This is a genomic window from Halonotius roseus (assembly GCF_006861655.1).
Lineage (GTDB): Archaea > Halobacteriota > Halobacteria > Halobacteriales > Haloferacaceae > Halonotius > Halonotius roseus.
Map to the genome: position 1 here is coordinate 96,725 of NZ_SESI01000002.1, position 20,495 is coordinate 117,219.

General features: G+C 53.9%; 19 protein-coding genes and 2 pseudogenes. 10 read left to right on the plus strand and 11 right to left on the minus strand.

Going from position 1 to position 20,495, the window contains the following annotated elements; translation table 11 throughout:
- Nucleotides 1-88: 88 nt before the first annotated feature.
- Nucleotides 89-669 (minus strand): annotated as a pseudogene (locus EWF95_RS06545) (IS6 family transposase).
- A gap of 120 nt (nucleotides 670-789) precedes the next feature.
- Entirely contained in the window at nucleotides 790-1,419 is a 630-nt protein-coding gene (locus tag EWF95_RS06550) for an RAD55 family ATPase (protein ID WP_142443276.1), read from the minus strand.
- 119 nt (nucleotides 1,420-1,538) lie between these two features.
- Between EWF95_RS06550 and EWF95_RS06555 the strand changes: the two genes are divergently transcribed.
- Nucleotides 1,539-3,005: a DUF7289 family protein gene (locus tag EWF95_RS06555; RefSeq protein ID WP_142443277.1), complete on the plus strand. Its 1,467-nt coding sequence runs from the start codon at nucleotides 1,539-1,541 to the stop codon at nucleotides 3,003-3,005.
- A 74-nt stretch (nucleotides 3,006-3,079) separates the two neighbouring features.
- Here the strand turns inward: EWF95_RS06555 and EWF95_RS06560 are convergent, their stop codons facing one another.
- The 7 genes and pseudogenes from EWF95_RS06560 to EWF95_RS13680 form a co-directional block, all read right to left on the minus strand.
- On the minus strand, nucleotides 3,080-3,856 hold the full coding sequence (locus EWF95_RS06560) for a DUF7289 family protein (protein ID WP_142443278.1): 777 nt from the start codon (nucleotides 3,854-3,856) through the stop codon (nucleotides 3,080-3,082).
- Entirely contained in the window at nucleotides 3,849-4,322 is a 474-nt protein-coding gene (locus EWF95_RS06565) for a DUF7266 family protein (protein WP_142443279.1), read from the minus strand. Before EWF95_RS06565 ends, EWF95_RS06560 begins: the two co-directional genes overlap by 8 nt.
- A 2-nt stretch (nucleotides 4,323-4,324) precedes the next feature.
- Complete coding sequence (locus EWF95_RS06570; protein WP_142443280.1) at nucleotides 4,325-5,278, minus strand: hypothetical protein; 954 nt, start codon at nucleotides 5,276-5,278, stop codon at nucleotides 4,325-4,327.
- The gene (locus EWF95_RS06575; protein ID WP_142443281.1) at nucleotides 5,266-5,904 is read right to left on the minus strand and encodes a DUF7288 family protein; all 639 of its coding nucleotides are present in this window, start codon (nucleotides 5,902-5,904) and stop codon (nucleotides 5,266-5,268) included. The genes EWF95_RS06570 and EWF95_RS06575 overlap by 13 nt, the downstream gene beginning before the upstream one ends.
- Nucleotide 5,905: 1 nt before the next feature.
- Entirely contained in the window at nucleotides 5,906-6,430 is a 525-nt protein-coding gene (locus EWF95_RS06580) for a DUF7287 family protein (protein ID WP_142443282.1), read from the minus strand.
- A complete protein-coding gene (locus EWF95_RS06585) occupies nucleotides 6,430-8,442 on the minus strand; it encodes a type II secretion system F family protein (protein WP_142443283.1) in 2,013 nt (670 codons plus the stop codon). The genes EWF95_RS06580 and EWF95_RS06585 overlap by 1 nt, the downstream gene beginning before the upstream one ends.
- A gap of 104 nt (nucleotides 8,443-8,546) precedes the next feature.
- Nucleotides 8,547-10,619, minus strand: a pseudogene (locus tag EWF95_RS13680) (type II/IV secretion system ATPase subunit); the annotation flags it as partial.
- Nucleotides 10,620-10,970: 351 nt separating this feature from the next.
- Between EWF95_RS13680 and EWF95_RS06595 the strand changes: the two are divergent.
- Nucleotides 10,971-11,438: a type IV pilin gene (locus tag EWF95_RS06595; RefSeq protein ID WP_142443284.1), complete on the plus strand. Its 468-nt coding sequence runs from the start codon at nucleotides 10,971-10,973 to the stop codon at nucleotides 11,436-11,438.
- A 434-nt stretch (nucleotides 11,439-11,872) separates the two neighbouring features.
- Here the strand turns inward: EWF95_RS06595 and EWF95_RS06600 are convergent, their stop codons facing one another.
- Both EWF95_RS06600 and EWF95_RS06605 read right to left on the minus strand, forming a co-directional pair.
- Nucleotides 11,873-14,299 carry a heavy metal translocating P-type ATPase gene (locus EWF95_RS06600; protein ID WP_142443285.1) on the minus strand — a complete coding sequence of 809 codons (2,427 nt, stop codon included), beginning with the start codon at nucleotides 14,297-14,299 and terminating at the stop codon, nucleotides 11,873-11,875.
- 85 nt (nucleotides 14,300-14,384) lie between these two features.
- Nucleotides 14,385-14,570: a cytochrome-ba3 oxidase subunit gene (locus EWF95_RS06605; protein ID WP_142443286.1), complete on the minus strand. Its 186-nt coding sequence runs from the start codon at nucleotides 14,568-14,570 to the stop codon at nucleotides 14,385-14,387.
- A 104-nt stretch (nucleotides 14,571-14,674) separates the two neighbouring features.
- On the opposite strand from EWF95_RS06605, the gene EWF95_RS06610 reads away from it, so the two are divergent.
- The 8 genes from EWF95_RS06610 to EWF95_RS06640 all read left to right on the plus strand — a co-directional run bounded on the left by EWF95_RS06610 (nucleotide 14,675) and on the right by EWF95_RS06640 (nucleotide 20,490).
- Nucleotides 14,675-14,830, plus strand: coding sequence for a cytochrome c oxidase subunit 2A (locus EWF95_RS06610; RefSeq protein ID WP_142443287.1), 156 nt, complete (start codon nucleotides 14,675-14,677; stop codon nucleotides 14,828-14,830).
- A gap of 36 nt (nucleotides 14,831-14,866) precedes the next feature.
- A complete protein-coding gene (locus EWF95_RS06615; RefSeq protein ID WP_394348580.1) occupies nucleotides 14,867-15,409 on the plus strand; it encodes a cytochrome c oxidase subunit II in 543 nt (180 codons plus the stop codon).
- Nucleotides 15,409-17,196 (plus strand): b(o/a)3-type cytochrome-c oxidase subunit 1, encoded by a 1,788-nt coding sequence (locus EWF95_RS06620; protein WP_142443289.1) that lies wholly within the window; start codon nucleotides 15,409-15,411, stop codon nucleotides 17,194-17,196. The genes EWF95_RS06615 and EWF95_RS06620 overlap by 1 nt, the downstream gene beginning before the upstream one ends.
- Entirely contained in the window at nucleotides 17,193-17,411 is a 219-nt protein-coding gene (locus EWF95_RS06625; RefSeq protein WP_142443290.1) for a hypothetical protein, read from the plus strand. The genes EWF95_RS06620 and EWF95_RS06625 overlap by 4 nt, the downstream gene beginning before the upstream one ends.
- A gap of 30 nt (nucleotides 17,412-17,441) precedes the next feature.
- The gene (locus EWF95_RS06630; RefSeq protein ID WP_142443291.1) at nucleotides 17,442-18,143 is read left to right on the plus strand and encodes a DUF7546 family protein; all 702 of its coding nucleotides are present in this window, start codon (nucleotides 17,442-17,444) and stop codon (nucleotides 18,141-18,143) included.
- Nucleotides 18,144-18,244: 101 nt separating this feature from the next.
- Nucleotides 18,245-18,373 (plus strand): hypothetical protein, encoded by a 129-nt coding sequence (locus EWF95_RS13815; protein ID WP_281285194.1) that lies wholly within the window; start codon nucleotides 18,245-18,247, stop codon nucleotides 18,371-18,373.
- A gap of 23 nt (nucleotides 18,374-18,396) precedes the next feature.
- Nucleotides 18,397-19,227, plus strand: coding sequence for a sulfite exporter TauE/SafE family protein (locus tag EWF95_RS06635; RefSeq protein ID WP_142443292.1), 831 nt, complete (start codon nucleotides 18,397-18,399; stop codon nucleotides 19,225-19,227).
- A gap of 225 nt (nucleotides 19,228-19,452) precedes the next feature.
- On the plus strand, nucleotides 19,453-20,490 hold the full coding sequence (locus EWF95_RS06640) for a two-component system sensor histidine kinase NtrB (protein ID WP_142443293.1): 1,038 nt from the start codon (nucleotides 19,453-19,455) through the stop codon (nucleotides 20,488-20,490).
- Nucleotides 20,491-20,495 lie beyond the last annotated feature (5 nt).

A 20,495-nucleotide genomic window follows, 5' to 3' on the forward strand; every position in this document is an offset into this window, starting at 1 on the left:
ATATGTCGTCTGCCATGGTAGCGACTGTGCTACTACATACCCCAAGGCACTCCCGCATAGTATTTTTGTCTAGTGCAATCGGTGGTGTTCAGATAAGCTGATTCCATGCGAAACTGAGCGATCTGAGCCAGTCGTCGGCTGTCTCTGCTGCGGCGTTGCTGAAACAGTTAGAGAAACAGATAGTTCGACGTTTTATATCACGAAAGACACGTTCGACGGCGTTTCGATCTCCATGTTTTTCGTATCTGAAATCAGAGCCGGCTCGGTGACAGGCAGCCTGTAATGAGTGGGCACCATCAATGAGAAATACGGCGTCAGCAACGTCGTGTTTCTCGCTGGGCCCAGCGGAAACGTCCGTGCTAGTCCGGTATTTGTTGTCGTCTCAAGGCTTGTATACAGCAATTTGTACGTCTCTGGATCAACGGCTGCGTACAGCCAATATCGCTCGTCATTGAGTTGGATCACCATCTCATCAACCGCAACGTGATCCGGGCTCTTCCCTGAGGTGGGCTGTAAATCGGCCTTGTAAATCCAGTTGTGCATGGTTGATCGAGCGCGTTCGAAACCAAATATCTAAAGCACAGAAACCGTATTCGAAAGTGATAATCCAGACAGATGCAGCTGAATACTGAGCTTCATCAGAAACTCCGGTGTCGCTTCTCGTTTCATAAAATCTAATCCAGTTTGGTCGATACTGTCTCTGGGGCGTCTGAATTCTTCCAGAACCACGTAAAACTCGTGACGCCTCACGTTTTCAGTCCCTATCTGAACACCGCCGTGGGATGGATGTCAAGATATATCTCTGCTTGGATCGATGCTGATACCTTCGGTGAGATCAAGTTTTATTGGTTCTGCTGGGATCGACCCTCCTCGATACTTTGGAATAGACAACATTGTTATTATTTTTCCATTTTTTTGTGTTTGACTGAGATCGAATACCACATCAGCCATTTGTTTTGTTAGGTCACGATTTTTATTAATCACATCCGATTTCATCGCATGAAGGATTACTATTGATTCGGTGTTTGCGATCTCGTTTTGGATGTCATTAAGAAAGTACGTATAGTCTGCTGGATCGTTTTCTTCGAGTGGATCAATTGTATCGACAATCAGTGTTGATTCTTTTTTGAGCCTTCCAACTGCTTTCTGAATCTGAGTTACTGGGCTATCGGTATGATCCTCAACTGTCGGTTCAGCAATATTCTGTGGCGTTCGTGTGATAGCATCAATGATCGAATGTTTTGACCGTACCGTAGTGGAGTACAGTGTCTCTCGGGGTTGAGAAAATCGATAGAGAAACTGCTCGGATTGACTTGCTGGGGGTGCAATAAACAATAAAATAGATCCGGGAGGCAGGCCGCCGCCTATCTCGCGGTCTAAGAGGGGTATCCCGGTTGAGAATCCATTCGATACACTCATATTCCAGACATATTGGTATACGAGGCCACCGTATGTATAGATGGTGGTGATTACTGTCAAAAAAATAGAGTTGGGTTTTCAACCATACAATTATTTCCTTGCAGGACTGAGTTATGTTAATGCGCACAAAGAATCGGGGACAAACGGAGGTGATTGGCGTAATTCTTCTATTGGGGATTTCAACGATGGTTATTGGTGGATCTATTGTCGTTGCGACAGGGAGTGCGAATGACTTTTCTCTTGCTGCTCAATCAGAAAACGGCGAAAATTCAATTTCTCATGTTGAGGCAGAAATGAGTGCTGTCGCCATCGGTGATTCGCGGAACCGTATGGTGAGTTTGAGTCAGACTTCTAATGGCAGGTACTTGGTGCAACCGGATTCGGGGCAGGTTTCGGTCACATACACTGAAACTGGCACCGAAGAGTGGAATGTGACACGACCTCTGGGAGCGATTGTCTACAATAGCTCTGATCGAGACATTGCCTATCAGGGCGGTGGTGTCTGGTCGAAAGAAGGGGAGTATACATCAATTGTTTCGCAACCAGAATTTGATTATACCCAGCAGACGTTGACATTCCCAATTATTCAGGTTCGGAAGACAGGCGATGACACAGTCTCGTATGAGGATGCCGAGAAACCAACAACGTTAGAATCAGATGCACTTGATTACCCGTTAGAAAATGGAACTGTAGAGATCAAAGTGAGGAGTATATACTATGAAGGGTGGTATGAATACTTCCAAACCCAAACTGATACTGAGGCCAATATTTACCATCACAACAATACGGCCACAGCGACTCTTATTGTGCCGGATACTATCGTGTTGAGTAACGTTGTCTCTCTTGAATCAGAATATGATCCATCTGGAAATGGTAACGGGAACGATCCAGTTGTTCCAGAGGATGAATTAGAAGAAAACGTCCCCCATGCATCGGCGGATCCGATAATTACGTCTGAACGTAGTGCTGCGGAGGCATCCAATACGAATGATGCACATAGCTGTGTTTCTGAATCAGGAATAAGTGGAAGTTGTGAGTTGACTGCGGGAACGTACTATATTGACTCGGATGTTGATCTCAGTGACGATCTCACGCTTGATGTCTCAGCTGGCAATATCACAATCGCCACTACTGGTGATTTCAACATCAACTCCCATGGGGTGAGCGTCGAAGGTGACGCACAAAACGTCGTATCGTACTACATCGCTGATGATCTTCAACTGCAAGGGAATGCAGAAGTAACACACCCAACAGGCGGTAGCGAGATACAGAACGAATTTTTCGTCGGTGATCAGTTTACAGATGATGCAAGTGGCAGTGGGAATATTCTCATTGAGGGGATTATCTATGCTCCTGAATCAGATACTGAAACGGGTGGAAATATCGACCTCCAAGGAGCACTTATCGCTAATAGCCTATCTGTAAATGGGCAGTCAGGGCAAATACGACGAGGAAATGTACCGCTGAACTATGAACTGGATGTGACTGGTGTCAGCGATAAAATCCGGTTCATGCACGTTACGACAAACCGTGTCAATGCGAGTGTTGAAAACTCGAAACTGTATATTGAATCATATTCTGGCTAAAAACGAGAGGATTGTTCGGTTATTTAAGTTCACTGCGTTCATAATGTTGTTTTGTTGACTTAGAAAAAGCGAATTTAGGTTTCAATGTCCGTTTGGATAGCTGTCGGCGAGAGTACGGCGGTTTCTGGGCTTGTTCCATCAACAGTAATTGATGCCCGAACGGTACTCCCATCGCGTTCAACATTCTCGAATCCCTCGTCGGCTAACTGCCGTTCCCAGCCAGCCGGTTTGGTTGATTCAATCGCTATTTTGAGTGTTTCACCTGTCACTGTTCGCGCCGCTGTTGTTTGTGTGTCGGAAGAATACACCGACTGGATGACGAGTTCTCCTGAGGGAGCAACACCGAAATCAGGATTGGGGGTGTTGAGACTCACAACAGGGATGACTGCTTTCGTGTCTTCTACAACAAAGCCGGTGTCAGTACGTGAAAGGGTCTCTCGGCTCGTTCTATCATTGAACAGCAGGCCACCCTCATAGACAAGTTCTGTATTGTCGTTTTGATACGTGATTGTTCTCGTCGCAATCGATGTGTTATCGGCGGTAAACTCGTTGCTGCTTGTATCCCACTCGCCGATTGTGATTGTTGCTATTTCACCGTAGCCAATACTCCCAGATTGAATATTCAACGGTGTTGCCTTTCGTGAGTCTTTGTGTGTCTGTATAGTTTCGAAATCACGGTCAAGGATCTGGAAGCCACGTTCGACTGTGGCAATCTGCTCGCTCTGTTGTTGTGAGCTGATTTCAGTGATGCCTGTTGTGGTTGCGACAAAAGTTAGTGTGAGGATCATGCCGAAGATCATGATGTAGCCAAGAACATCGCTCACCCCTCGTCCACAGTCCGATTCATCCATTGGTGGCTCCCACCTCGATTGTCGTTCCACCAGAGTAGCGGATGGTGACTGACCCTCCGCTAATTCGGCCATTGCTTGTAATATTTATCTCCTCGTTTGCAGCCGGGAGTGGTTCGGTAACGGTCACGTCGCCGTCAACCGTTGCGAGTTGAATCTGCGTGTCAGTAACGGTGATTGTGTATGCTCCCGCAGCCGTCCGGTCGGGCAAATCAACAGTCGTGGTGATTTGCTGGTTGCTGTCAGCTGGATTTGTCGCAATGCCGTGTGTCGTCCCGAGTTCACTTCCGAGCGTGTTTCCAGCAATCTCTAATTGGTTGGTCGCTGTCAGCTCGGTTTCACTTTGCACAAACCCCGTTGCCCCGGTAATCAGGCCTGTAAGCAAAATACCCGTAATAGCAAGTGTGAGCGTATAGCCGGTGACCGTAGACAGTCCACGGCTGTCTGATCCGAAATCGAAGCGATTCATGATCATGGTTCCCCCTTTGCGAGCCGTGTGCTGGTCGTGTATTCAGTATCGTCAGTGATGTACTCGTATGTGACTGTGAGGGCGTAGACAGCTGTCGCTGTCTCAATTTCGTTGTGTGTCCCTCCATCGTCGGGAGCAACCGAGCCGGATGAGATAACGTAAGCAAACTCACCAGTAGCGGTATCGCCGTTATTGAACTGGAGTTCATCGACATCGAATCCCGGCCACAAGTTACGGCAAGGGGATTCTTCGACAGCCGATGTGAGCGTATTTGTTGTGAAGTGGATGGTTGTGGTGGTTCGTTCTGGGATACGACATGAGGTCGTGACCGTCGCAGTCTCATCTACTCCTGTAATATGGATCTCACCGCTGTTTCTGTAGACGTATCTGGTTGCGTTTTCCGAATCACTGGGGTTGAACGTCACGCCGAACGCGTTTGCCTCTAACGCTGCGACGGACGGATCTGATAGTGAAGGCAGTGTAGAGAAATTCATCGAATAAGCGCGTATCTCTCCGATTCCATCCGTTACTACCCACGTCTCATTCCCATCTGTATTCGTAAGGGATGCATCCGAATTTGTCCATGCAATCCGTGTCCCAGTTGTCGTCGAGTCATGTGTGAGCGACGCGATGGCACCGTACGTTGTTTGTCGCTGGGTAGTTTGTGCGTTGATATTGGCAATGACGGCGTGGGTATCTGATGGGGCCTGCCCGTCCATCTGACTATTTTCGATAGCAATCGTTTGGGCAATATTTGTGATATGTGTGTCTTTCAGCGATTCACCGCGAGCAGTATCACTGAATGTGACACTTGTCGACTGCGCTTCGGTGAATAGGGCCATGTTGAGTACCATTGAAAGGGAGAGAAGCAGAGCCGCAATCACGACTGCTGTGACGATCAATAGTTGCCCCCGAGATTCTGCGTTCGATTGTCCGCTCATACTTATCTCCTCCATACAACCACCTCGACTTCGACATAATTGTAGATTGGAGCGGTTTCGTTTAGCGAAGTAATATAGAAGTCCTCGCTATCGGTGTTTTGTAACTGTGTATGTGGCTGCGTTGTGAGTGTATCCGAATCATGCAGGACAATCGGTTTTCTGACAGTGACGACATTATCTGATGGTGATCCTGTTCTGAGGAGTCGTTGTGATTTCATTTCGGTCGAGGTATTGTAGTGTTTGAGATTGACATTATAGGCCGTTTGAGTGGTATCTATACTGTCATTCAGCCGATTAAGGAAAGCTGTATCAGCATCCATATTTGTATAATAACTGGTTTCATTCGGGTTCGCTCGACCAGCAAACCCTTCTTTCTCGTTCCCGGCGGTATCAGAGCCGTTCCAGTTCAACAGGGTTTGTTTCAGTTCGCCAGAGGTGTGGGTGATGTCAATCGTATTGCTAACCAGCTCCCGCTCTTGATTCTCCAAGTGTTTGTCCGTCGTTGTTGATGAGAACGGAGTAACTGTCGTGGTCTGCAGGGCGAATAAGACTGCGAGGAGTATCAGTATGGATGCAACAATGGCCTCGGTGGTATGCGCTTGGCCTCTATTTTCACAATCAAATTGGGTAGGGAGATACATCCTACCATACCTCAACTGACAGGCGATGAATCTCGCCATTCAACCGAACGGTTCGTGTAGCGACAGCAGTGTTTCGCCCAGTCTCTCCTGTGTTACGCTGTAGATCGTAGCTTACACCGTCAACCGTTGTTGTTGCAGCACTCCCGCCGGCTCCACCCTCTCGGACTTCGTGAATATAAATCGAAGTACTGGTTGTATTATCCAACCCAACGATCGTTGTAACCGAATCATCAGCAGTGAATGAACACGTCTCATCAAGACTGGTATTACCGCCGAAGAATGCCGCCGTGCAGACGGCATCTACCGTTCCTGGATCTTCTGCTTGTAGCAACTCTGTTGTGAGTTGGGTAGCGATTTGATCTGCTATGATCGTCTCTGCTGTAGTCGACGTCGAAAACGGCTCAAACACTGTTGGAAGGAGGAGGAATACACCGCCGATAACTGAAATAAAGAGAACGATCCCGATTGTATAATCGATGGTAGTCTGTCCTCTTGATTGGCTGTTTGAAAAACGCGCTTGCCACATTATGCAACCACGCTCCAAGCTGCGATTGAGACTGTTAGCAACACGACGACGAATTTCGTTCCAGAGAGTGGCTTTCCGGTGCGAATAATGCCAGCAATGAATCCTGCAAGTAACGCTTGCAGCGTGACGGCATGGAAGAATAGCATCGAAAGCATATCCCCATCGAGTCCGGTAACAGGACTCCCGGCTCCGCCACCACCGTTGTTTCCTTGAGTGAGTTCCACCATTACATCAATAAATTGACTTTGTAGGATAGCCATGACACCGAGCAACGTTAGAAATGTCATGAGGATAATAGCGACCTGCATTTGTGTTCGTGATCGGCGTTCGCGTTCGATATCGTCGGCATTCTCACTGGCTCGTGCGGCGGTCGTAAGCACGTCTGAGATCTCATTTGTTGCTTGCTGTGCTTCGACGATGAGCTTGATTGTCCGGGAGAGCCGTGGGATGTGATACGTGTTATTAAATTCAATGAGAGCCTGTTTGACGCTGATCCCGTAGCTGATTTTAGCGTGAATGATAGATAGCTCTCGTGCTAAGTTGCCAGTCGAGGTCGTGGCAACCGTTTCAATTGCTTCTTGGAGAGTTTGGCCGGTATCGTTCGCGCTGGCGATTTTCCGGAGGTTGACCGAGAGTTTGCCGATGATCGTTTGTCGGGATCTGACGTTCCATTCATAGAAGATGGCTAACGGGGTCAAAAGGATGTACGTCGGAATATACACCCAGAAGAGTGTCCCCCAGACGACCTGATTCATCAGTCCGTCAAGCGAGGTTGGGGCGATCCCTTGGATGAGTCCGATTCCCAATACAGCAAGTGCAATTGGAACCGTGACGAGTAGTGTGTATGTTGGATACTGCTTGAAAAACTGATGTGGTGCAGCGATTATTTCACGTATTTCGTAGTTCCGTTGGTGTGATTTAATGAATGAAAACACGGATGAACTGGCGGTATGCTGGTTAATATCTGAGAGATCAATCACCCCTTTCTTTCCCGCCGTCTCCCCCGGTTCTACTGAGAGATATCCATTACCGGGATCATCCGTTTTTGCGCTCGCTATGATGACTAAAAACCCGACGCCGATCAGCGGGATCATTCCGTATACAACAAGATAGAGCATTTGTTCTCGGGCTTGCCCCATGATCCCCATGACGACAAGAATAATCAACAGCAGTAGCGGGAACATCGAGATCGTCATATACATTTCGCCAAACAGTTCAAGCGTGTCAAGTGTGGTTTCCTCTTCCTGTTTGGCTGTTCGCATGTGCCGCTCTTTTTTATCCTCTAAGAACGACTCAATATCGCCACCGGAGTCGATGATTGAAAGCATATCAGTGAGAAACTGAGCGAACGGATCACTCGGTGTTTCGAGAGCTTGTGTTCGGATCGCATTCCGATAGTCTTCACCCAAATACTCCGTCTCGTTGATGATGGACTGAAATTCTTTAGAGACTTCATCATAGGTTTCCTCAGTTTGCGCCATTGCTCTGAGTATCTCTAGCTGATTCATTCCCCCAACAGCAAGTGCATACATGAACGAGATCGCATCCGGAAGGAGGATATTGATATTCCGTTTTCGCTGGCTTGCTCGCTGATATGGGATACCGACATACCCACCGAACCCGACGGCGAAGCCAATCGTCCCGAAAACGATCCCTGATAAAATAACAATGATTGGAACCACTAATGATCTGAGCAGATCAGCAGTTGCCTCGTTTGGAACGGGGATGCCAAGACTCAGCGTTTCTGGCGTGATGAAATTGAGTGCGAAAATACCGTAGCCGAGAGCCATTCCCAAAACCCATAATACGAGGCCGACGACGATACCGATACCCAACCCCTTAGAAATATAGTATTCCGTCGTTTCCTTCATCCGGGCTTGCTTGAGTTTCGTCTCTACATTCCCAACGAAATCGCTATTGTCCGCAAACAAACGATCAAAGAGCGGATAGAATAAATCCCCTAACGTATCGATATTGACTTGGTTAAACTGCGATTTGGTTGGGGTGCTCATTCTTCATCACCAATGAATGTCGTTAGCGTGTAATCTAAACTAGTCGACGAAGAATCACCATACATATCGAAGAGAGTCTCAATTTCTCCTTCGAAATCCATCGCGTTTTCGAATTTTGGAAGTGGTTCAAGCTCCGCACGATGGAGGATTTTGTCTACCTCCGTGATTTGATCCTCATCAGGGTCTGGCCGAGGCACAAGAGCCTCAGTTGATTCATCAATGTCAATATGGACAGACTCCATATCACGGAGGTCGCTTAGACTTTCCTCTAATGACCCGTCTGCAATCAACGAAAGAATCGTTTCTGGATCATTAATGTAGGCTTGAATTGTGGCTGCAACCTCCGTATAGGTATTTAGGCCGTGTTTGATGAGATAGGCTAAGACGACCTTTCGCTCAAGGATTTCACGCTCAAGCCGGTGTTGTTGCCAGCCGCGATCGAATTTAATCTCTTTGAGGATATTTGGATTGCCGATTTGTTCGAATTCATCGTCTTTAGCACCCCACTGATACACGTCTTGGACATTGATATCGTCATCTTCGGCATCGTAGTGATTGATTTCAGTGATCACCTTGTTCCGCCGTACCTTCTGTCCATTTACCCTCGTTGACGTTTGAATTGAGACTAAATCGAGGGCGGTAAACATCGTCTTGGAAACGTTGATTGGGTCTGTCGTGAACCGCTTGATAACCTCGCCGACTGAATCTGCGTGGAAGGTTGTATAGGTCGTATGGCCGGTAGACATTACTTGGAAGAGCGTGCGACCTTCTTCGCCTCTGATCTCACCCATGACGATGTAATCTGGTCGTTGGCGAAGGGCTGCTTCAAGCAAGTCAAATTCGTCAATGTCGCCCTGCTCGTCCTCTGTGAAGGAGGGTCGGGTTACTGACGCTACCCAATTCCGTTGTGGGAGCTCAACTTCTCGTGTATCCTCAATAGAGACGATCTTTGTGTTAGAGGGAATAAACAGCGAAACTGCATTGAGAGACGTTGTTTTGCCACTGGCTGTTCCGCCAGCAAAGATCAGCGATTTTTCGTTTTCGATTGCCAGCCACAGCAACGCCATCTGGTCAAGTGAGAACGTCCCCCAATTAATCAGGTCAACTGGTGTAAAAGGAACCTCTTTGAATTGCCGGATCGTATAATTCGTCCCGTGATCGGAAACTTCTCGTCCAAGCGTTAGCTGTGCGCGTGACCCATCAGGAAGTGTCGCATCAACCTGTGGTTGTCGTTTTGAAATCCCTTTCCCGGATAGTTGGGCTAATTTAACAACAAAATCATCAAGCTCGTCTTCCTCGTGGAAGATATTGGTGATGATCTGTTCGTGTTCCGTGTGATAGACGAAAACCGGTGAATGATAGCCATCACAAGAAATATCCTCGATATTGATATCATGCTTGATCGGGTCGATTTTCTCATAGCCAATGTAGTCACGCTGGAGATAATACAACAGCTTCTCGACTTGATATTCTGAGAGTGTTTTACTCTTTTCTAAGTCTGCATCGGTCGTTGGAGTCGCCTCGATACCGTCTACGTGATTTGTCGGTGGATCATCTGGATTTGCTGTTGGTGTTAGCGTTGATTTCCCATTAGTGCTCAGAGTAGCCACCACTTGTTTTAGATCGAACTTGTCGGTCTTTTGTTTGAATCTGGTAATATACCGGCTAATTCGAGCCGAAAGTGACTGCCCCTCATTGGCAATGGGAGTTTCAGATGTAGGAGGAGTTGTTGGAGAAGTGGAAGGCGTGTATAACCCAAACCGTCGCAGCAGCTTGTGGGTCTCAGTCGTTATGTTATGAAGTTTATGTTGCCGTGTGGTTTCATTACCAGTGTACTGCCCGTATTTGATCTCTTGCTGGAGTTTCTTTTCAATGTACTCACGTAGCTCGGCTTCAATCTTCGACTGATAAGGCTCAATGGCATAATATTTAATTTCATTTTCTTTCTTTGATTTGAATAAGATAATAAACGAGTATGGCTTATTCACCCAATATCGATTAATTTCATTGAAGTGTGTCTTTTTTTCGTGTGGAACGGCTTTTTCTAAATCATATCTGTTTGTGATTGTGGTTGTTCCGGTTGAAGTTGAGAAAAATTCATCCTCATCCACATTTGGATTGACAGAGACAGTATTTTCATTTATACTCTCTGCAAGTTGATTAGCAGTCTTACTTGCTTGGTGTATTTTTAAACATTCAGAGAGAGCCCTCCCGTTTGTTATAGCCTTCTGTATCTTAGATTCTACTCCGAGTTCACTACTATCATGCTGCAAATAAAGCGACTTTTCATTTTTTCGACTAATAGAAGCGTTTTCCCCACTTACATCGTTGATATCTGAACTCATATTAGATATTTGTCGTATTTCCTATAATCCCCATCAAATCATTCTAATTAATATGTTCCTATTCGTGACGTAATGTTGCCCTAGTCAATAAGCTTTTGTATTATAATGTAACTCGATAAGAATTTAAATTTCATAAATATTTGTCCCGAAATATTATATAGTATAAACGATAATGATATAGTGATGTTCGAATTTAAACCAGCGGATGACCGGGGACTGTCACCAGTAATCGGTGTAATCCTATTGGTTGGGATTACAGTTATTCTCGTGGCAGTTGTGGGTGGACTTGTAACAGACTTCGGCAGTGATATCGAAGTCGCACCGAATGCTCAATTCAATGCAGACTTCGATACTAACGGGAATAATATTACCATAACCCATGGAAGTGGGGATGATATCAACCCAGACAATGTAGCGTTCGAATACACCGTCAATGATACTGCTGAAAGAGGGCCTACGAACTTCAATGATGCCGTCGATAATAGTGATACTATAGACGGGTTGTTCCAATCCGGGGATGAAGTTACACTGAGTAGCGTAAATTTTCTCGAAGATGGTGATGATGTTTCTTCGGGTGGAGAAATCCGGATGATTTGGACGGGTGAAAGCGGAGATCAAAGGGAGGTACTGCTTGAAGAAATAGTGCCGTGACGTCTTAATCAGGTATACAAATCGTATCCGGGCACATTATTTATCAATCACAGAGCCGAAAGCAGCTCAAGATTTGTGATACTGAGAATCATGGTGCAGTAGGTAGTGACTTGCAGACAAGAGACTAAAATCGAAGAGATTCGTTATCCAGTTCACTGAGCGAGGACGGCGGTACAGTATCACTTAATCTGACTTCACAGCCTCCTTATGCAGACCTCATGCTCTGTATCTTGTACGACAATTCTATCAGAACAGATCACTATCTGTCGTTGAGAAATCAGGAGACACACACTGAGAGGGTTGATACAGTACCCAGTCGTACTGCTCAGTGTGGCAGTCTGTTCGGTGGATGAGCAAAGGTAAAATGTCATTATCCCAATAAACATCCACTTTTCATCGAAATTGTGTATAATCTTCCGGCCGCCTGTGGCAGATCAGTCCAGCGGCCGGAGCGTTGAGTTCACCACGACCAACAGACTGCTTGCCCCCATCGCCACCGCGGCCAACAGCGGGTTCAGCAGGCCGGCGACCGCAAGCGGGATCGCCACCGCGTTGTAACAGAGTGCCCAGCCGAGATTCTGGGTGATGCGGCTGTTGGTCTTTTCGATGATCGTCAGCAACGAGGGCACCGCGTCAAGCGTGCCATCGGCGACGATCACGTCGCCGGCGTCGGTCGCCAGCTTCGTCCCCGTTGCCAACGCAATCCCGAGATCCGCCGTCGCCAACGCCAGGGCGTCGTTGCTGCCGTCGCCGATCATCGCCACCCGACCCTTCGATTGGAGTTCGCGCACGGTCGCCGCCTTCGCCTCCGGCGGCACGCCAGCGAAGACGTGGTCGACAGCGGGATGCTCGCCGAACGCCTGGGTTGCAGCCTCGTTGTCGCCAGAGAGGACGACGATCTCACGGTCGTCGGCCGCGAGGTCGCTGACGACACCCTCCCAGTCGGCTTTCGGCTCGTCGCCGACGGCGATCACCCCCTGGATCGTCTCCGACCAGCCGACGACGACGGCGACCGCGCCGCCCTCGGCGATGCGGTCGGCGGCTGCCAGATAGTTTTCGGGATCATCCCACGACCCATCAGCAAACAGCGAGGGATGACCGACCAGTGTCTCCCTCCCGTCGACCTCGCCGCGAACACCGCGCTCCAGCGTCTCGACCGTCTCGATCGATGACTCGGGGTCGGCCCAGCCCGCGGTCGCCACGCCACCATCGGTCGCCGTCGATGGCGAAGGCCCGTCAGTCGACTGGCCCGAGGCCGACGTGTCGGGGGCGGCTGCCGCAACGATCGCATCGGCGATCGGGTGGGCGGCCGCGCGTTCGAGCGTGGCGGCCGCCGACAGCACGGCCTCGGGGTCGTCGGCGACCGTCTCGGTGACCTCCATCTCGCCGGTCGTCAGCGTGCCCGTCTTGTCGAGGGCGATCACATCGAGATCGATCGGCCGCTCGAAGACGGTGTCGCTGGCGACGACCAGCCCGTGGTCGGCGGCTGTCTGAATCCCGCGGGCGACCGCCAGCGGCGTCGCCAAGCCAAGCGCGCAGGGACAGGAGACGATGATCACGGTCAGCCCGGTGAGCAGGGCGGCCGTCGGCGACGTGCCGGTTGCGATCAGGCCGACCGTGACAACCGCGCCGATCGTCAACACCAGCGGGACGAAGATCGTCGCCAGCTTGTCGGCGAATCGCTGGACACCGGGGGAGCTGCTCTGGATCTCCCACAACAGCTCGATGAGGCGATCCAGCGTGCTGTCGGCGTCGTCGCCGGCCTCGATCGTCAGCGGCTGGTCGGTGACGACGGTGCCACCACGGACAAAATCGCCGGCACGTTTCGTGCGGGGTAGCGACTCGCCGGTCACCAGTGCCTCGTCGACGGCGGCGACCCCTTCGGCGACCGTTCCGTCGACCGGAATTCGATCGCCCGGCCGCACCAGGAGTTCGTCGCCCGGCTCAACCGCGTCGACAGCGACGGTTGTGCCGTCCGGTCGGCGGGCTTCGTCGACCTGGATCGCCGTCAGCTCGGAGAGCAGATCCGACGCCCGGCGTTTGATCCGGCTCTCATAGTAGTTGCCGAAGGTCACGACCAGGATGATGGCGACGGTGACATCGAAATAGAGATCGGTACGGCCGAGACCCAACGCCAGCGTGCTGTAGCCATACGAGCCCAGCGCGGCGACCGCGACAAGCAGATCCATGTTTGGCTCGCCGGCCGTGAGGCTGACGTACGCCCCACGGAGGATCGGATACCCGGTGTAAAACAGGACGAGCGACGCCAACAGCCACAGCTGCGTAAACAGATACAGCCCGTCAAACCCGCCGAGATCGATCAACGGCTCGAAGCCGAAATACTTCGGATAGATAAAAAGAAGATACCACATCATCGTCATCATCCCGAAGAGCCCGCCGCCGATGAGGAACTTGGCGACGGCGACATCGCCGGCCGGGGCGGTGTCGTCGGTCAGCGCGCGCTCGGTGGCATCGTAGCCGTAGCCGGAGACGATCTCTGGCAGCTGGTCGCTATCGACGGCGTCAGGATCGTAGTGGAGCTTCAGCGTGTCCGTCGCGTAGCTGGCTGTCGCCGCGCCGACGCCGTCGTTGTCGACAGCGGTCGATTCGAGAAACGCCTCACAGGTGGCACAGTGCATGCCATCGACATGGAGGTACTGCTCGTCGTAGCCGTTCGGGAGGTCGTCAGGATCGGTGTCGGCCTGAACTTCCTCGCGGGCGTCCTCGGGGGTCGCATCCTCGACAGAGCCGACCGATCGAGCGACTTCCAGACAGCCGCGACAGCAGAATTCGCCGTCGACAGCCTCGTCGGTGATCGGTGGGTCGGGCGTCGGCAGCTCACAGAGAGTACAGGGGCACATACAGGGGAACTCGCGTGGGTGCTGTCGAGACAGCCGCGGATCGGCCGGCTGTCACCAGCGCGGCGGGCAGTGCTGGGGATCGTGCTCAGGCGTGGTCGTGACTGTGATCGGCGTCGTCGGAGAGCGGCCCAAACGCGATAAACAGCGCGGCCGCGATGATGAGGATGTTGACCAGCGAGACGGCGACGATCTGTTCGTCGACGAGCGTGTAGTAGCCGATCGCCGGCAGCGCGGCGAGCGTGAGCAGTGTCGCAATCCGTGGTGAGACCATTGCGAGGAGCGTTGCGACTTATCGTTGATAACTGTTTGTGCCGATTCCTACTGACTGAGCTACCCCTGCTACTTTTATCTATTGTATGGCGCAAACGCCGAAATATGGGAGAGGAACAAGTGGTCAGAGAGATCGGTCACGACGAGTATGATCCGAAGGGCACACTCGCGCTTATCGCCGTCTACTTCGTGATCCTGCTCGTCATGTGGGTCTTCATGTACTTCGTTGAGTTCCTCGGCAACGAACTAACGGTTGTGTGACAAATGAACATTCATAGCTACGAAAAGATCTGGCTGATGGCCGCGCTCCTGCTGATCGTCGGCTTCATCAGTACGGTCACATACGGCGCAACGGCCGTCGGGATCGACATGGTCTCCGACGAGGGTGGGACAGTCAACGCAAGCGCGCTCGATGAGGATCCGCGGTTCAGCGAGCCCCGGGTCGAGCAGGTCGGCGACAACGAGTATGAGGCCTACGTCATCGCCCAGCAGTTCATCTTCAGGCCGGATCCGATCACGGTACCGGCCAACAGCACGGTGACGTTTTTCGTCACCTCGCCGGACGTGATCCATGGCTTCGAGATCGTCGGCACGAACGCCAACGTGATGGTGGTACCCGGACAGGTGACCGAGTTGACCGTCGACTTCAACGAGCCCGGTGAGTACGGGCTGCTCTGTCACGAATACTGCGGGGCCGGCCACCACACGATGGAGGGCTCGGTCGTCGTCCAACCACAGGATGAGTTCAACCAGAGTGATGAGGCTACCCAGAGTGACGATGCAAACCAGAGTGGTGAAGCTACCCAGAGTGATGCTGCCAACCAGAGTGGTGATGCCTGATGTCTGAGGCACTCGAAACCGGAACACCGAGCTTCATGGATCGCTTCCCGCAGGAAGCGTCGGTCGTGAGAGCGTCGCTGATCAGCTCGTTTATCTCGCTGTTTTTGGGCGCGGTCTTCGGGCTCATCCAGGCACTCCACCGAACCGATGTCTTCCGATTCCTCGACTCACAGTACTACTACACCGTGTTGACCGCCCACGGCGTTCTGTTGGTGGTCTCGTTTACCATCTTCTTCCTCGTGGGGCTGTTCACGTGGGCGACCGTCCGGAGCCTCGATCGCCCGCTTGTGGATATCCGCTACACGTGGGCGTGGTATGGGCTGATGGTCATCGGCACGCTGATGGCAGTTGTGGCGATCCTCGGCGGGTTCTTCCCGTCGACCGATATCAGCGCTGACGTGCTATTTACCTTCTACGCGCCGATGCAGGCCCACCCGCTGTTTTACGGCGGGCTGGCGATCTTCATTATCGGCACGTGGCTGGCGGGGGCTGACTACTTCCGGGCGTGGTACGCCTGGAAGCAGGACAACCCCGACGAGCGCATCCCGCTGCAGGCGTTTATGGTGTTGACGACGATGCTGATGTGGTATATCGCCACCATCGGCGTCGCTATCGCCGTCGTCGTCTTCCTCCTGCCGTGGTCGCTCGGCCTCCTCGATAGCGTCAACCCACTGTTGACGCGAACGCTGTTTTGGTTCTGGGGCCACCCGGTCGTCTACTTCTGGCTGATGCCGGCGTACCTGCTGTGGTACACGGTGTTGCCGAGCATCTCGGGTGGGCGGCTGTTCAGCGACCCGCTGGCCCGCGTCGTCTTCGTGTTGTTCCTGCTGCTGTCGACGCCGGTCGGGATCCACCACCAGTACGTCGATCCCGGCATCGCGGAGGGTTTTAAGATGATCGCCATGACCAACACGATGTTCCTCCTGCTGCCAAGTCTGCTGACGGCCTTCACCGTCGTCGCCAGCATGGAACACGGGGCCCGCCAGCGCGGTGGCACCGGGCTGTTCGGCTGGCTGCGCGCGCTGCCGTGGCGCAACCCGGCGTTTACCGGGATGGCACTGGCGGGGCTGATGTTCGCCGCCGGCGGCTTCAGCGGGATGGTCAACGCCGGGATGAACATCAACTACCTCATCCACAACACGATCTGGGTGCCGGGACACTTCCATCTCACCGTCGGCACCGCCGTCGCGCTGACGTTCATGGCGGCGACCTACTGGCTGTGGCCCCAGATCACGAACAAGCCGATCTTCAGCCGGCCGATCGCGCTCGCGCAGGTCGTGCTGTGGTTTGTCGGGATGGCACTGATGTCGAATGCGATGCACGTGATGGGGCTGTTCGGCGTCCCGCGGCGTACCGCCGAGCCACAGTATCAGGGCTTTGATTTCGTCGCCTCCTTCGGGTCGATCACCGAGCTCCGGATGCAGCTGGCCCTCGGGGGGACGCTGCTGTTCATCTCGACGGTGCTGTTCGTCAGCAACATCGCGCTGTCGACCGGTACCCCGCGGATGAGCGGCCTCGGCAAGCAGTTGTCGGAGCCGCTGTCGCCGGCCGCGGACTCCCCGAAGGTGCTCGATAATCTCACGCTCTGGTTCGGGATCGCCATGGTGTTGGTCGTGTTGGCCTACATCCTGCCGCTGGCCAGCATCATCACCGACAGCGGGATCGTCGACCCCGGCGTCGAGGCGGTTCCGATGCTCATTGATGCGGCCACCGGGCTTGGCCCGATCGGTGCCGTGAGCGATGCGGCCGGCCGCCTCGTCGCCGCGGTCGTGGGGGTGGTGCCATGAGAGACGCCTCCCCCGGCGGGATCCTGCTTGGGAGTGCCGTGCTGTTCGTGATCCTCTGGGAGATCCGCAGCGCGCTCGGCCTGCTGGTCGGTGTCGACACCAACGGCGCGGCGTACTTCGTCGGCACGATCATCCTCGTCGGCTTCGTCGCCTTCGGGCTCAGCGTCGGGCTGTTTCAGGTGTCGGCGATGGTCTTCGAGGAGCGTCGATCCTAACCGGGCCGTCGGCCACTCCACCCGATTCTCATGTCGCACACAACATCCATCTGGTCGCCGTTGCGATCGCCGGTCGGTACCGCGGTGAGCACCGCGGTCGTCGCGGCGGTGATGCTTGGAGCCGCGATCGCGGCGTATCTCAACGGCACCAACGCCGTGGTCACCGAACTTCGATCGCTCGCGTATCCTGTTGTGTGGATCGTCGTCAGCCTCGCGGCGGCGGTCTGGATCGGCCGGACGGTTCAGGGTCGGCCGCGCCGGTGGCGGGGGATCGCTGTTGGCGGCGGCTACACGCTGGGAATCGCCTGGCTCTCCGGGCTGATCGGATCGACAACCGGCGGCTTTCCGCCCCGGATCCACGCCGCGCCGCCGGGGTGGGGGCCGATCGTTCTCTACGACAGCGGGCTCATCCGGCTGTCGATCGTCCCGTTCAAGCTGATCGCGTATCTCGCCTTGGGGTACGTCATCTACACCCTTGTGGCCGCCCACCGTGGCTCGATCCGGGCGGCTGTACTCGGTGTTGTCTCCTGTGTGAGCTGTACCGGGCCCTTGCTGGTCGCTGTCGTCGGTGCCATCGGCGGGACGCAGGCGACGACCGCGGTGGCAACCGCGGGCTACGACATCGCAACCGTGGCACTGGTAGCGACGTTCGGACTGCTCGTCGCGGTCGTGGCACGACAGCAGCCGACCGACCGAACCGACAGGGAAGCTACCGACCGGTCGACACGCTGATGCGGTCGATTAGATCACGGTCAACAATCAGATCGCAGGCGACAGCGTACTTCGAGACCCACACCAGAGGCTACTTTCGCGTTGCGATGGTACCGTCGATAATGGTGCGACGTTCGGACGAACTCGGGTGGGTCTCCGGGAAGATCGGCGATGTCAACGGCGACGACGATGTCGATCGACTCGCCGACGACAGTCTCACAGTTCGAGACACCAATCAGACAGCTACCTGACCGTGAGTCCCCTTCTCCAACCCATGAGCCTCCTGCTCCAACACACCGTGGGCGTGCCGGGGTCGGCCAGCAGCCTTGCCGGCCAGCCCGTGAGCCTCGGCGTGTTTCTGCTGATCGGCCTCTTCGGTGGGGCCCACTGTCTGGGGATGTGTGGCCCGCTGGTGACGACCTACGCCGATCGGATGCGCGAGCAGTCAGCTGAAAGTGATCGCCGACCCGACAGCCGGCTCTCTGTCGGGATGGTCAAACAACACGGGCTGTTCAACCTCGGGCGGGCGGTCAGCTACGCGCTGATCGGCGGCCTGTTCGGGCTGGCCGGCTCGCTGGTCGTCGTCTCGGCAAGTCAGGTGACGACAGCGATCCGCGAGCTCAACATCGTCGTCGGCTTCACGATCGGGGTACTCATCATGGCCGCCGGGGTGAGCTATCTGGTTCGCGGGCAGGTCATCTCGCTGCCTGGCGAGTCGCTGGTGACGCCGGTGACGACGGCGGTGCAATCGCGGCTCATGGCGCGGGTCGACGACTACGTCGGCGGGCCGCAGGTCGCGCTGCTCGGGGGGATCCATGGGTTGTTGCCGTGTCCGCTGCTGTATCCGGCGTTTCTGTACGCGTTCGCCCAGGCCGCGCCGGTTCGGGGCGCGCTGTCGCTGGCCGCCCTCGGGCTCGGAACGGTTCCGTCGCTGTTTCTCTACGGGACGCTGTTCCAGTCGGTATCGGTGTCGACCCGGGTGAAACTCCATCGGATACTCGGCGTGGGATTCCTCGTGTTGGGGTATATCCCGTTTCAGCACGCGCTGATGCTCATCGGGATCGAGCTGCCACACCTGCCGGTACCGTTCTACCAGCCGCTGTGAGCAGGGTAGTGTCTCGAAACCCCCGGAGGGAGGGGAACCGCGGCTCCAGCCGGGGAAGCACGACGAAACTTACGAGAGAGGTCGCTCCCCTCGGGCTAGCGGGGCGACCATCAGATTCCTGTTGCTGGAGGGTTTAAGCCTCGCCGGATCATGTCAATGCTGCCGGCTTTGTGCCGCGGGTGAGCAAACCCTGATGATTATTACCATATCCGAGCAACAACCGGTATGAGCGAGTCGGTGTACGAATCGATCGTCGAACACAGCAACGATGGGATCTTTCTCGCCCAAGACGGCGAGATCGTCTACGCCAATCAACGACTGTGTGAGCTAACAGGCTATGAAAAGGCCGATCTCATCGGTGCCTCGAAATGGCAGATCGTTGCCCCCGACGATCGTGAGCTCGTTGAGGGGTACCATTTCGCCCGAATGAGCGGTGATACTGCTCCCTCGCAGTATGAGATCGAGTTACAGACGGCCGACGACGAGCTGGTGGCCGTCGAGCTCTCGGTCAGCCGCGTCGACTACGAGGGCGAACCCGCGGCGGCTTCGATCTGCCGGGATATCACCGACCGCCAGCAGTACCAGCAGCGACTGGAGGAACAACGCGACAACCTCGAACTGCTGAACCAGGTGGTGCGTCACGATATCCGCAACGATCTCCAGATCGTCGTCGCCTACAGCGAGATGTTGGACGGGAAGGTCGACGAGGATGCCGAGGGGTATCTTCGATCGATCCGTGAGAGTGCGCGCAACGCGGTCGATCTCACCGCGACCGCGCGGGATCTCGCCAACGTCATGCTCCAACAGCACGAGCGAAAAACGATCGCGCTCGACCGACCGCTCGAACAGCAGATCGAATCGATCCGGTCGGCCCACGCAACCGCCGTCATCAACGTTGCTGGCTCGATCCCGCCGGTGACTGTCTACGGCAACGAGCTACTCGATGCGGTCTTTCGGAATCTCCTCCAGAATGCGATCCAGCACAACGACAAAGAAGTGCCAGAAATCTCCGTCAGCGTCGACCGCGGCGACGACACCATCCGAGTCTCTGTCGCCGACAACGGCCCGGGGATCCCCGAGAACCAACGCGAGGAGATCTTCGGCAAAGGCGAAAAAGGGTTGGAAAGCGAGGGGTCAGGGATCGGGCTCTATCTCGTCTACACGCTTGTCGACAGCTACGGCGGGTCGGTGTGGGTTGAGGACAACGAGCCCGAGGGAGCCGTCTTCATCGTCGAGCTGCCGGTCGCCGACAGCGACGAGTGAGGCGA